This is a genomic window from Streptomyces sp. NPDC057253, assembly GCF_042669125.1.
Lineage (GTDB): Bacteria > Actinomycetota > Actinomycetes > Streptomycetales > Streptomycetaceae > Streptomyces.
Map to the genome: position 1 here is coordinate 14,324 of NZ_JBHUXV010000121.1, position 12,951 is coordinate 27,274.

Consider the following 12,951-nt stretch of genomic DNA (forward strand, 5'->3'; position numbering starts at 1 on the left):
GCTCGACGGAACGATCCCGCCCTGCCGCACGACCGGCCACAACGGCACGACCCCGCACGACCACAGGACCCGGCACGACGACATGACCTCACAAGACCGCTGGACCCTGCACACCCAGCACACCAGCTACACCGTCCGGCTGTCTGCGGACGGCCCCTGGGCCGAACTCGCCGCCTGGGGACCGCACGGCGTCGAGCACGGCCCGTCGGCACTCGACTGGTCCCGTCGCACCCACTTCATCACCCCCGCCGACGCGGCCCCCGCTGAATACATCCCGCAGGGCCTGCGCCCGTTCACCGGTGCCGACCTCGTCGTCGGGCACGCGGACGGTGAACGCGGACTGTGGTGGCACTTCACCGGCGCCACCCAGGACGCGCGAGGGCTGCGGCTGACGTTCACCGACGACGTCGCCGGCGCGGACGTCACCCTGTGCTACACCACGGTGCCCGACACCGACGTCATCCTGCGCTGGACCGAGCTCACCTGCACCGGCGCACACGAACTGCGCCTGGAACGCCTCGACTCGGCCGCCGTCAACGTGCCCGTCACCGACGGAGCCCGCCTCACCTACCTGAGCGGACAGTGGTCGCAGGAGTTCACCCGTACCCAACTCCACCTGCGGCGCGGCACGTTCACCATGGGCAGCACCCAGGCCGTCCCCGGCCACGCCTACGCCCCCTGGATCGCCGTACAAGATGCTGCCCTGCCCGAGGACACGGCGCCCACCTACGGCATCGCCCTGGAGTGGCCCGGCAACTGGCACATCACCGCCGAGGCCGAGCCCGGCGGCGCCGTCCGCGTCCGCGCCGGACGTCAGCCGCACGAGGGCGCCGTGATCCTGGCACCCGGCGACACCCTGACCACGCCCCGCCTCGCCTGCGCCTTCAGCGCGGACGGACTCGACGGGCTGTCCAGGGTCTGGCACCGCTACGAGCGCCACCTCAGCGGCGCCCGCCTGCACCGCCCGCGCAAGGTCCTCTACAACTCCTGGGAGGCCACCGGCTTCGGCGTCGACGCCGTCGACCAGCTCGAACTCGCCAAGGCGGCCGCCGACATCGGGGCCGAGCTGTTCGTCGTGGACGACGGCTGGTTCACGGGCCGTGCCGACGACACCGGCGGCCTGGGCGACTGGCACCCCGACCCGGCGAAGTTCCCGCAGGGCTTCGGCGCCTTCATCGATGACGTGCGCGCACTGGGACTCGGCTTCGGTCTGTGGGTCGAACCGGAGGCCGTCAGCCCTGGCAGCCGCCTGTACGCCGAGCACCCCGACTGGGTCTACCGCGTGGAGGGCCGCCCCGGCCGGCTGGTGCGCAACCAGCTCCTGCTGGACCTCGGCCGCACCGACGTGCAGGACTTCGTGATCGGCACGTTCGACCGGCTGCTGGGGGACTATCCCATCGAGTACCTCAAGTGGGACATGAACCGTCCGCCCACCGAGCGGGGCCGGCCCGCAGCGGGCCCCGCCGACCGCCTCGACCTGGACGCCGCGCACGTCACCGGATACCTGCGGATCCTGGACCACCTGCGCGCCCGCCACCCGCACGTCACCGTGGAGGGGTGCGCCGGCGGCGGCGCACGCATCGAGCATGCCACCCTGGCCCGCACCGACGTGGTCTGGCCCAGCGACAACACCGCTCCGCTGGACCGGCTCGCCATCCAGTACGGCTTTCTGCACGCCCACGCCCCGCACGTCATGAGCTCCTGGGTCACCGACGCCCCCGGCGTCTTCGACCCGCGCCCCCGCTCGCTCGCCTTCCGCTTCGTGCTGGCGATGTGCGGCGTCCTGGGCGTGGGAGGCGACCTGCGTTCCTGGGACGCCGACCGGCGCACCGAGGCCGCCCACTGGATCGCCCGGTACAAGCGGATCCGTGACGTCGTCCACCACGGCGAGACACGTCTGCTCGGCACTCCCGAGCAGGCGACCTGCGGCGTGCAGTACACCGAGGCCGACGGACCGCGCGTCGTGGTCGCCGCCTTCAGCACCGGCCGCCTGGACGGGGCCCCGCTGGTGCCCGGCCGCCCCGCCCGGCTGCGGCTGCGCGGCCTGGACCCGGCCGCCGTGTACACGGACGAGGAGACTGGTACCGAGTACAGCGGCGCCCACCTGCTGCACTACGGTCTTGCGTTCAGCTGGAGCGCGGGCCACGACGCCCACCTCACCGTCCTGACCCGCCGATAGCCGCATGACCCCCCAGCCCCCCCACGAAGGAGCCCAACCCCACGATGGATCAGCCCGTACGACGGCCCGGCGCCCGCTTCTCCGGCCGCACGGCCGTGGTCACCGGAGCGGCCTCCGGTATCGGAGCCGCCACCGCCGCGCGCCTGGCCGAGGAGGGAGCCGCCGTCGTCCTCACCGACATCGCCGAGGAGCGCGGCACGGCCGCCGCGGAGCAGATCGTCCAGGGCGGCGGGCAGGCACGTTTTGTCGCCGCCGACGTGGCGGCCGAGGAGGACTGGGCGAGCGTCGTCTCGGCCGCCCACGCCTTCGGGCCGGTGGATGTCCTGGTCAGCAACGCGTTCACGGTCGACGTCACGCCCGCCCACGAGATGACCCTGCCCTCCTGGCAGCGCCAGCTCGACGTGAACCTCACCGGCAGCTTCCTCGGTCTGCGCGCGGTCCTGCCCGATCTGCGGGCCAGGGGCGGCGCGGTAGTGTTGATCTCATCCGTCCATGCGCACCGGGGCATTCCCGGTCACCCCGCCTACGCCGCCTCGAAGGGGGCCCTGCTCTCCCTGTGCGGGCAACTCGCCGTCGAGTACGGGCCCGAGGTGCGGGTCAACGCCGTCGTACCGGGGCCGATCCTGACCGCGGCCTGGGACCGGGTGCCCGAGGACGAGCGCGAGCGCAGCGTCGCCGAGACCGCCGCCCGCCGCTTCGGCACCCCCGAGGAGGTGGCCGCGGCCATCGCCTTCCTCGCCGCCGACGAGGCCTCCTACATCACCGGCACGAGCCTCGTCGTGGACGGCGGCTGGAGCGTCGTGAAGGCTTCCGCATGAGCACCCGCACCGTGCCGCCGACGAACCCCGCCCGGTCCCTCACGGGCTCCGGGCACCGCACCCAGCAGAAAGGCTCGACCACATGACGCCCTACGCCAGCCGCGGCGTGCACGGCCAGACGGTGGAGGCCCTCGCCCGCCGCATCCTGGGCGGCCAGATCGCCGAGGGGGCCACCCTCGACCTGGTGGCGCTCCAGAGCGAGCTGGACGTGAGCCTGACCGCGCTGCGCGAGTCGCTGAAGGTGCTCGCGGCCAAGGGCATGGTCGACGCCCGCCAAAAGCGCGGCACCTTCGTACGGGCTCGGGCCGACTGGAACCTCCTCGACGCCGACGTCCTGCGCTGGCAGTTCGAGGGCGGCAGCGCCGGCGAGGCCGACCAGGCCCTGCTGCGGAACCTGTCCGAGGTCCGCTCCATCATCGAGCCCGCCGCCGTCCGCCTGGCCGCCGAGCGCCGCACCGACGCCGACCTCACCGCCCTGGAGGACGCGCTCACCGCGATGGGACACACCGGCCCCGACCCCGCGCACGCCATCGACGCCGACCTCGCCTTCCACCGCGCGCTGCTCGCCGCCACCCACAACGAACTCCTCGAACGCATGGAGATGGTGCTCGAGTCCGGCCTCGCCCACCGCGACCGGATCGTGCACTCCTCCCCGCACAGTGAGGACCCCGTCCCGGCCCACCGCGCCGTCCTGGACGCCGTACGCGCCCAGGACCCCGTGGCCGCCGAGACCGCCATGCGTGCCCTGCTCGAACAGGCCGGCCGCGACCTGGACCGCATCGGCACCACCGACGAAGCGGAAGGCCCCACCACTCAGTGAAGATCACCCGTATCGAGACCTTCCTGGTCCCGCCGCGCTGGCTGTTCTGCCGCGTGGAGACCGACGACGGCGTGGTCGGCTGGGGCGAACCCGTCGTGGAGGGCCGGGCCGAGGTCGTCCGGGCCGCCGTGGACGTCCTGGCCGAGTACCTCGTGGGGCAGGACCCGCTGCGCATCGAGGACCACTGGCAGGTGCTCACCAAGGGCGGCTTCTACCGGGGCGGCCCCATCCTGTCGAGCGCCGTCGCCGGCCTCGACCAGGCCCTGTGGGACATCGCCGGCAAGACGTACGGCGCCCCCGTGCACGCCCTGCTGGGCGGCCCCGTCCGCGACAGCGTGCGGGTCTACGCCTGGGTCGGCGGCGACGAGCCCGCGCAGCTCACCGAGCAGGTCGCCGAACAGGTCGAGGCGGGCTTCACCGCGGTCAAGATGAACGCGGCGGGCCCGACCTCACCGATGGCCACCGCCGCCGAGACGGCGGCCGTCGTCGGCCGGGTCGCCGCCGTCCGCGAGGTCCTGGGCCCCGACCGCGACGTGGCCGTCGACTTCCACGGCCGCTTCACGGCCGCCGCCGCCCGCCGCGTGCTCACCGAACTCGCCCCGCTGCACCCGCTGTTCGTCGAGGAACCCGTCGTACCCGAACACGGCCACCTCCTGGGCCAACTCGTAGCCGCCGCCTCCGTTCCGCTGGCGACCGGCGAACGCCTCTTCTCCCGCGCCGAGTTCCTGCCCGCGCTCGCCGCCGGCATCGCCGTCGCCCAGCCCGACCTCTCCCACGCGGGCGGCATCTCCGAGGTCCACCGCATCGCCTCCCTCGCCGACACCTACGGCGCACAGCTCGCCCCGCACTGCCCGCTGGGCCCGATCGCCCTGGCCGCCAGCCTCCAAGTCGCCTTCGCCACACCGAACTTCCTCATCCAGGAGCAGAGCCGGGGCATCCACTACAACAAGGACGCCGACCTGCTCTCCTACGTCGTCGACCCCGAGCCCTTCCGGTTCACCGCCGGACACGCCCACCGCTGCGTCGCGCCCGGTCTCGGCATCACCGTCGACGAGAGCGCCGTACGCGCCGCCGACCGCACCGGGCACGCCTGGCGCAACCCCGTGTGGCGGCACCCCGACGGCTCGTTCACGGAGTGGTGACCATGCCCCTGGCGTTCACCACCGACCCCGCACACGGCGGACGCTGGACCTCGCTAGGTGACGGCGAGCGCGAATGGCTGTGGCACCGCCCGGATCCCGCACGCCAACGGGTCGCACCCGGCGATGCCTTCGTGGACGCGGGCGGCCTGGAGGAGTGCCTGCCCACCGTGCGGGGCCTGCCCGACCACGGGGACGTCTGGTCCCGGCCGTGGTCACGCGACGGTGACACCGAGCGCGTGGACTGCGACGCGTTCACCCTCACCCGCACCGCGCGGTCCACCGCCGACGGCGTCGAGGCGCACTACACGCTCCGGGCCGACCCCGGCTACCGCTTCATATGGGCCGCCCACGCGCTCCTCGACCTCTCCGAGAAAGCCGAACTCCGGGCCAGTGCAGGCGTGTCCACCCGGATCTTCCCCGAGGCGTCCACCCTGCTCGACGCCCCGTGGCCGGACGGCGCCGCCTGGGTCGAAGGCGACTGGCCCGCACCCTGCGGACTGCGCCTTGACCGGTTCGGCCCCGAGGACGGCACCGCCGTCGGCGCGGTCCTCGCGGCCGACCGGGTCTGCGTCCACGACGGAACCGACCGGCTCAACCTCGCCGTAGCCGCCGAAGGGCAGCCGGTGTCGGTCGCCCTGTGGCGCAACCTGGGCGGCTTCCCCGCGACGGCCCCCTACCGCAGCACCGGTGTCGAGCCCATGCTCGGCCGCACCTTCGACCTCGCCGAAGCGGGCCCGGAGGACGCGGCACACGTCCCCGCTTCCGGCGAAGTGCGCTGGCGCCTCACCCTGACCGCCGACTGCGGCTGCCCCTGACCCCCAGCCGCCCTGCTGAGAAACGACCCGACACACAAGGAGTTCCCTCGCGTGGACCTACGAGCCGCCCTGGCCGACCGCCGCCTCGTCGCCATCGTCCGCGGAGGCGACGCCGACGCCGCGCTGCGCACCGTCCTGGCCCTGGCCCAGGAGGGCATCGACCTGATCGAGGTGTCCCTCAGCGGCGCCGACGCGCTCGGCGTCATCACCCGCTGCGCACACGAACTCGGGCCCGACCGGCCGATCGGCGCGGGCACCGTCCTCACCGCCGACGACGCACGCGCCGCACGCGATGCTGGCGCCGCCTTCGCCGTCACCCCCGGCCTCGGAGCGGGCGCCGACACCGCCCGCGAGCTCGGCCTGCCCGTCCTCGCGGGCGTCATGACCCCCACCGAGATCATCACGGCCCAGGCCCGGGGCGCCGACGCACTGAAACTCTTCCCCGCCGCCCAGGCCGGGGGACCGGCCTACCTCAAGGCGTTGCGCGCGCCCTTCCCCGACGCCGTGTTCGTGCCCGTCGGCGGAGTGGACCTGGACGCCGCCCGCGCCTACCTCGCCGCCGGTGCCACCGCCGTCGGCGTCGGCTCTCCGCTCGTCGGCGACGCCGCTGACGGCGGCAGCCTGAGCGCCTTGCGAGAGCGTGCCCGCGCCTTCCTCGCCGCCGTCGAGGAGACCGCCGGATGACCGCGCCGCCCTCTCTGCTGACGGGCCCCGATCGTCTGGAACTGGGGGAGGGGATCCGCTGGACGGGCGACGGCGTCGTCCTGGTGGACATCCTCCAAGGACGCCTGTTCCGCGCCGCCGACGATCCCCGCCAGCCGCTGCGCGAGATCCTCCGACTGCCCGTCCCGCTGGGCGCGGTGGCACCCGTCGCCGACCACCCCGGCACGTGGATCGCCGCCGCCGGCACCGGCGTATGCCTCCTCCCGCCGGACGGCATCCCCCGATGGCTGGCCACACCCGAAGACCCTCCCGGACCGGCCATGCGCATGAACGACGGCATCGCGGACCCCTCCGGCCGGTTCTGGGCGGGCAGCATGGCCTACGACGGCACACGGGGCGCCGGCACCCTGTACCGCGTCGACCACGACGGCTCCGTGACCCCTGTCGTCGAGGGCCTCACCATCCCCAACGGCCCTGCCTTCACCGAGGACGGACGCACCATGTACCTCGCCGACAGCGCCCAGGGGATCGTTCGCCGCTACCCGGTCGACCCCGACACCGGGCACGTCGGCAGCCCCGAGGAGTCCTTCACGGTGGACGAGGGCAGCCCGGACGGCATGACCGTCGATGCCCAGGGCGCCGTATGGTGCGCGGTCTGGGGCACGGGCACGGTCCGACGCCACCTTCCGAACGGCGACCTCGACCGGGTCGTCCACCTTCCCGCCCGGCAGCCGGCCGGAGTCTGCCTCGAAGGCACGCTGCTGCACATCACCACCGCCACGGTGGGCCTGGAAGCACCCGGCCCGTACGACGGAGCGGTGTTCACCCTGCCCGTCGACGTGCCCGGTACGCCGACCCCCGCATTCCGGCTCGCCCCCTCGGCACCGCTCGCAGGAGACCTGGCATGACGGACTCGTGGCGCCCGCCGCGTGGACGCGTGGTCTGCGTCGGCGAAACGATGGCCGCCCTGGCCCCTGCCCCTTCCGGGCCCCTCGCTGATGCCGACCAGCTCAGCCTGTCGGTGGCGGGAGCCGAGTCCAACGTGGCGATGTACCTCGCCGATCACGGCATCGAGGCGACCTGGCTGTCGGCACTCGGCGACGACCCGCTGGGGGCCCGGGTAAGCGCCGTCGTGGCCGCAGCCGGGGTCGACGTCGCCCACGTGAGCACCGACCCGGACCGGCCGACGGGCTTGATGCTGAAGAACCCGTCCCCCTCAGGCACGCGGGTCCACTACTACCGCAAGGGCTCAGCCGCCTCCGCTCTCGGCCCCGGCCTCCTCGACCACGAGGCGCTGCGCACGGCGGCTCTCGTGCACTTCACCGGCATCACACCGGCCCTGTCTGCGTCCTGCCGCGAGCTGGTCACCGACGCCTTCGCGGTCCCCGCCGCCGAACGGCCGTATGCCATCAGCTTCGACGTCAACCACCGCGCCCAGCTCTGGCCCGAGGCCACCGCCCCGCAGGTGCTGCACGACCTCGCCGGGCGCGCCGACATCGTCTTCGTCGGCCTGGACGAGGCTCAGGACCTGTGGGGCGCCCACCTGACCGCCATCGCCGTACGCGAATTCCTGCCGGCACCACGCATCGTCGTCGTCAAGGACGGCCCCCGTGAGGCCACGGCCTTCACCGCCGCGGGCTCGGTGACGGTCCCCGCCCCACTCACTCAGGTGACCGAACCGGTGGGCGCGGGCGACGCTTTCGCAGCGGGCTTCCTCACGGGCCTGCTGAGGGGTGAGCCACTGAATCGATGCCTACGCCTCGGCCACATCACAGCCGCGTCGGCCCTGAGCGTGACGGGAGACCATGGCCCACTCCCACCCCACTCGACCATCGACCGGCTCCTGGACCTCACGGATGAGCAGTGGAAAGACGTGCGGTTCACCTGTGGTTTTGGGTACGCCGACAAGTGATCCTGATACCGAACCGTGCGAGGTCCGGGTCCGATATGGCGGTGCGGCAACCGGTACCGGGCTCGGTGCGCACTCCCGCACGCATGCGCGCCGCCCACGCGGGTGTACTGCACCGTGCACACCCGGTCCGCGAGCGTGCCGCGCGGGGTGCGTACCGTAGGCGGGGAAGTGCATTGCATCGTGCACGCCACGTCGCGCCGCCCCTCGATGGGCACCGTGCCGCATGGGCGCGGCCGTGGGGCCGGTCAAGGCCGGCTATTCAGCCGGGCAGAAGCGTTTTGCCGCCAACGGTGAGCGATCAGCCCATCGCATGGAGTGACTCGGGCTATTTGTGGGCTGGGACGTTTCGTGTGACGGGGAGGGCTGGCCGGTGGTTCTGTCGATCAATGTTGCGGTTCTGCTGGCGGTCATCATCGTCGTACGGCTGCGGCGGCGTACGGAAGCCCGGAGCCGGAACGACGAGAAGTTGACCGTCGTGATTGTGCTGGTTTTCGGTGTGTTGATCGCCCCTACCGCGTTCGGCCAGACCATCTTCGATGTTGTTGGTCAACTTGCGCAGGGCGTTACCGAGTCGGGCAGTCCCTGAGCGCTGTGCGCATCCGGGCCCACTGGAAGCCGTTGAGACTCCCTGCCCCGGCTTTTCGAGAGGAGACCAGGTCGGCATCTGCCAGTGCCGGCACCGTTTCCGGTTACCAGGTTCGGTTCATCGCGGCGGAGCGGCCCGTTCACCCGCCACACGCTCTCAGCGCCCGCACGAGCCGGTCCGCGCCGTCCTCGACCACGCCTTCGCGGAACTCGGCGGCGATCCGCTGGGCGTCCGCCCGCCCGGAGGTCAGACACCAGTCCCACCAGCGTTCCAGCTCGCCTTGGTCCATCCGCTCGCCGGCCACCAGTGCGGGCCATCCGCAGGCACTCGCCTGCGCGCTCACCTTCGCCCCGCCCTCCACAGGGTCGACGGCCAGTACCGGAACACCCGCGCGCAGCGAGAGGACCAGGCCGTGCAGCCGGTCGGTGACGACGAGGTCCAGGCGGCTGAGCACGGACTCCAACTGGTCGGGTGTCGCGCACAGCCGCCAGTCGCGTGTATCGAGACGTGTGTCGAGCTGCAGACGGGCGCAGTCCTTTCCCAGCAGCCAGTCTCCGAGCCGCTCGGCGACTTCCTGGTGGCGCCGCCTGTGCCCGTACTCCTGCTGACCGTGCGTGAGCACTGTCCCGACCACCGGTCGTGACGGCAGGGCGGGTGCCCGGGCGGCCAGGTCCCGGCCGGGCTCGCAGTCAACGGCATCGCGGGCCAGTACCTGGTGGAAGCCGGTCACTGCGGTGCTGGCCGGGTCGACGATCGAGGTTCCCACCGCGATGCGCACGCAATGGGAGAACCGCTCGTGAAGTTCCTCCACCTGCCTTCCGTGCACTGGACCGCAGACGAAGACCAAGTGGGAGTACTCCTCGGGCCGCACGTCCTCCAGGTGCAGCACACCCGGCCGGAAACCTGGACTCCAGACGACATCATGGGCGATGCCCGCGCGGCCCAGCACGTCACGGACCCGATCCAGGGCCAGTACGTCCCCGGCCGTCACTTCGCCGTGCAGGAAGCTGAACCACCCGGCCACCAGCAGTCTGCCGCGCGCTCCCGGCAAGGGTCCCACCCAGGGTTCGGACACAGCCCCACGGGTGCCCGGTGGAACGGGGGCCAATCAGGCGCCCGGGACATCGCAGACAGAGCTGGCGTACGGCCGCGGGCGGGAATCCGCGCCGCGGGAGCGCGCAACGAGAGGCGCGGCAGCTCGGCACGCGCCGCTGGTCGGCGTGTGGGACAACGAGCGCACGCACTGGATGCCGGGCCTGCGCACCGACGCCGCCGCGCACGACTGGCTGACGCTGTTGCGCTGCCCACCTGTACCGGAAAGGAGCTGAATGCCAACATCCATTCCTCCGGGAAGCGCGAGGAACTGCACTGATGTGATGCCGCTCACGCCATGTCACGGGAACGACGGTAGCGGTGTCTTGGGGGCATGACCGACACGAAGCAGTCCGCAGTCCTGATCACCGGCGCCAACAAGGGCCTGGGCCACGAGGCCGCCCGCCGCCTCGGAAAGCTGGGATGGAAGGTGTTCCTCGGCTCCCGGGACGAGGAACGGGGCCGCGAGGCCGCCGAGAAGCTGGCCGTTGACGGCATCGACGTCGTCCTGGTCCCGCTCGACGTCACCTCGGAGGAGTCCGTGGCGGCCGCCGAGGAACTGGTCCGCACGCACACCGACCGGCTGGACGTCCTGATCAACAACGCCGGCGCGCCGGGCCACGCGATCCACCCCGCCCAGGCGACCGTCGCCGAGGTCCACGCCGTCTACGACACCAACGTGTACGGCCCGATCCGCGTCACCCACGCCTTCCTGCCGCTGCTGCAGGCCGCCGACCACCCGCGGGTCGTGATGGTGTCCAGCGCCGTCGGCGCGTTCTCCGTGGTGACCGATCCGGAGCAGCCGGTTGCGAAGATGCACGAACTCGCCTACAGCTCCTCCAAGGCGGCACTGAACATGCTCACCGTCCGCTATGCGCAGGCGTTCCCAGGCATCAAGTTCAACGCCGCCACCCCCGGCGAAGTCGTGAACCACACCTTCGCAGCCACCGACATGAACAACAACATGGGCCAGCTGACCGTGACCGAGGGCACCGATTCGATCGTCCGCCTGGCACTGCTGGACCCCGACGGCCCGAGCGGCACCTTCACAGATCGGCTCGGCCTAATCCAGTGGTGATCGCCCGGCTGCTTGGGGACCGGTCCACCGGTCGCCAGCCACGTCGAAGGTCGTAGCAGTGATCGAATACGGCGTCGGCCCCGCAACGGTCGCGGATCCGGCGCCCGACGCCGTGGACGTACTCCAGGAGACGTAGCTGCGCTGGACCGGCGTTGATCTGGAACAGGTGCTCAAACCGGCTCCGCGGCCGGCAGGGCCACCGTGAGACATACGTCGGGCAGTGGCTGCCCGAGCCGTTGATGACCGCTCCGGACGTGGCCGAGGACGTCGACCTGGCCGAGAGCGTGCGCTGGCCCTCTCATCGTCGCCACACGCCTGGTTGCGACCGTGGTGGCGCAGCCCGGACTGTCACGAGGGGAACCGCTCCGGGCGGAAGTCCGCGAGCAGCTCGTGTCTCTTCCCGCTGAGGATCTCCCAAGCCAGCAGTCGGCCGATCACCGGACCAAGCGTGATCCCACTGTGGGAAACGGCCTCGTAGTAGCCCGGCACGGACGTCACCGCTCCCACCGAGGGCCATCCGTCGGCGGGGATGGGCCGGTCGACGATTCGTGTCTCGGCGATGCGGGAGTCGCCGAGCTCGGGGACGACGTGGCGCGCCGATTCGTGGAGCAGCCGTGCGAGTTGGTCTGGCTCTTCGCCTGTGTCGATGAGTGCGTCGATCTCGCGGCTGTGGAGGACGACCGAGGTGTCTCCGGCAGGACGGATCTCGATGTGAGGCGCGTGCATGACCCGGTGAACGGGGACCTGAGCACAGTCGATTCTGGTGACGACGCCCGGTTCCGGGCGCATGGGCAGACGCCGTGTGACGAGCCCTGCGACGGCGGAGGCGCTGGGGCCCGCCGCGTTCACGACGATGTCGACGTCGAGACGGCTCCCGTCGGACAGAGCAACTGACCGGATGCTGCCATCGGCATCGCTGGCAATGTCGCATACGGCGGTGCCGGACCGGAGTTCGGCGGTGGATGCGGCGGCCTGGCCCACCAGGCGGCCGACAAGGTGGCGTCCGTGGACCCAGGCTTCGTCGGGGTAGAACAGGACCGGTACATCGTCGGGCATCGTGAGAGCAGGTTCGAATCGGCTACGGACCTCGGCGCCTGTGTACCTCTCGACCCGGTAGTCCCAGTCGGCCAGCAGTTCGGCTGTCTCCAGGAACTTCGCCTCCACCGCGGGATCGTCTGCCCAGCGCAGGTGGCCGCTGGGATACCACCACGAGTCCGGCCCGATGGTCCCGGCAAGCTCACGGTGCGCTGCCATGCCTGCGACGTTCAGGTCGAAGTAGGACTTGCGCGCGGTCTTGTTGCTCGCGTTGACCCACGAGAAAGACCAGTTGCTGACGCCTTCGCCCGGCTGGCCTGCGTCGATGAAGACCACCTCGGCGCCCTGCCGGGACAGGTTCCAGCCCACACTCGCCCCGATGACGCCCACTCCGATGACAGCAACACGTTCAGGCCGCTTCACGGACCTGCTCCTCACGACCGGCCCCTTCCCAGATCACAGACGAACTCCCGTTTCCAGCCCGGACACCAGCAGTCCTCTCGTCGTACGGCAGGCAGACGACAATCACACTAGCCAGCAGCGCAGACACCCACACCTGACCTGGAGCGGTGGGCGGCGGCCGTGGGCAGGAGCCGACGGTGGTTGCCGCGTGCGGGCAGTGTCCGGTTCTCGATCGGTTTCTCTCGAGCGGACCGCGACGCCCGGGCCTCCCTGCAGTTCCTCCGCCGGGCCTACTTGTTCACAGCACCCTGGACGTCTTCGTGCAGATGGACGATCAGCCAGGCGGCGTCGCTGCCGCCGCGTCGCAGGACGGCGGTGTTGCGCGCCAGTGCCGGCGGGGCGGCGTGGA

Annotated in this window: 12 protein-coding genes and 1 pseudogene; 11 read left to right on the forward strand and 2 right to left on the reverse strand. The window is 71.8% G+C overall.

The features are described from left to right. Window positions 1–82 precede the first annotated feature (82 nt). From ACFULQ_RS40015 to ACFULQ_RS40055, 9 genes are all read left to right on the forward strand, one after another. Window positions 83–2,179 (forward strand): alpha-galactosidase, encoded by a 2,097-nt coding sequence (locus ACFULQ_RS40015; RefSeq protein WP_383554130.1) that lies wholly within the window; start codon window positions 83–85, stop codon window positions 2,177–2,179. A gap of 44 nt (window positions 2,180–2,223) precedes the next feature. Further along, window positions 2,224–2,997 (forward strand): SDR family NAD(P)-dependent oxidoreductase, encoded by a 774-nt coding sequence (locus ACFULQ_RS40020; protein ID WP_383554107.1) that lies wholly within the window; start codon window positions 2,224–2,226, stop codon window positions 2,995–2,997. Window positions 2,998–3,079: 82 nt separating this feature from the next. Further along, window positions 3,080–3,817, forward strand: coding sequence for a FadR/GntR family transcriptional regulator (locus ACFULQ_RS40025; RefSeq protein WP_383554109.1), 738 nt, complete (start codon window positions 3,080–3,082; stop codon window positions 3,815–3,817). Continuing rightward, on the forward strand, window positions 3,814–4,959 hold the full coding sequence (gene dgoD / locus ACFULQ_RS40030; protein WP_383554110.1) for a galactonate dehydratase: 1,146 nt from the start codon (window positions 3,814–3,816) through the stop codon (window positions 4,957–4,959). The genes ACFULQ_RS40025 and dgoD overlap by 4 nt, the downstream gene beginning before the upstream one ends. A gap of 2 nt (window positions 4,960–4,961) precedes the next feature. After that, window positions 4,962–5,774 (forward strand): hypothetical protein, encoded by an 813-nt coding sequence (locus ACFULQ_RS40035; RefSeq protein WP_383554112.1) that lies wholly within the window; start codon window positions 4,962–4,964, stop codon window positions 5,772–5,774. A 51-nt stretch (window positions 5,775–5,825) separates the two neighbouring features. Beyond that, window positions 5,826–6,458, forward strand: coding sequence for a bifunctional 4-hydroxy-2-oxoglutarate aldolase/2-dehydro-3-deoxy-phosphogluconate aldolase (locus ACFULQ_RS40040; RefSeq protein WP_383554114.1), 633 nt, complete (start codon window positions 5,826–5,828; stop codon window positions 6,456–6,458). Further along, window positions 6,455–7,345: an SMP-30/gluconolactonase/LRE family protein gene (locus tag ACFULQ_RS40045; protein WP_383554116.1), complete on the forward strand. Its 891-nt coding sequence runs from the start codon at window positions 6,455–6,457 to the stop codon at window positions 7,343–7,345. The genes ACFULQ_RS40040 and ACFULQ_RS40045 overlap by 4 nt, the downstream gene beginning before the upstream one ends. Next, window positions 7,342–8,349: a sugar kinase gene (locus tag ACFULQ_RS40050; RefSeq protein ID WP_383554118.1), complete on the forward strand. Its 1,008-nt coding sequence runs from the start codon at window positions 7,342–7,344 to the stop codon at window positions 8,347–8,349. Before ACFULQ_RS40045 ends, ACFULQ_RS40050 begins: the two co-directional genes overlap by 4 nt. 370 nt (window positions 8,350–8,719) lie before the next feature. Continuing rightward, window positions 8,720–8,935 (forward strand): hypothetical protein, encoded by a 216-nt coding sequence (locus tag ACFULQ_RS40055; protein ID WP_383554120.1) that lies wholly within the window; start codon window positions 8,720–8,722, stop codon window positions 8,933–8,935. Window positions 8,936–9,074: 139 nt separating this feature from the next. Here the strand turns inward: ACFULQ_RS40055 and ACFULQ_RS40060 are convergent, their stop codons facing one another. Further along, window positions 9,075–9,986: a polysaccharide pyruvyl transferase family protein gene (locus tag ACFULQ_RS40060; RefSeq protein WP_383554122.1), complete on the reverse strand. Its 912-nt coding sequence runs from the start codon at window positions 9,984–9,986 to the stop codon at window positions 9,075–9,077. Window positions 9,987–10,361: 375 nt separating this feature from the next. On the opposite strand from ACFULQ_RS40060, the gene ACFULQ_RS40065 reads away from it, so the two are divergent. Both ACFULQ_RS40065 and ACFULQ_RS40070 read left to right on the forward strand, forming a co-directional pair. Then, window positions 10,362–11,105, forward strand: a complete 744-nt coding sequence (locus tag ACFULQ_RS40065) for an SDR family NAD(P)-dependent oxidoreductase (protein ID WP_383554125.1) — start codon at window positions 10,362–10,364, stop codon at window positions 11,103–11,105. Between the two features lie 100 nt (window positions 11,106–11,205). Next, window positions 11,206–11,392: pseudogene (locus ACFULQ_RS40070) on the forward strand (RNA polymerase subunit sigma-24); the annotation flags it as partial. 61 nt (window positions 11,393–11,453) lie between these two features. On the opposite strand, the gene ACFULQ_RS40075 reads toward ACFULQ_RS40070, so the two are convergent. Continuing rightward, window positions 11,454–12,563: an NAD(P)/FAD-dependent oxidoreductase gene (locus tag ACFULQ_RS40075; RefSeq protein ID WP_383554127.1), complete on the reverse strand. Its 1,110-nt coding sequence runs from the start codon at window positions 12,561–12,563 to the stop codon at window positions 11,454–11,456. Window positions 12,564–12,951: the final 388 nt, after the last annotated feature.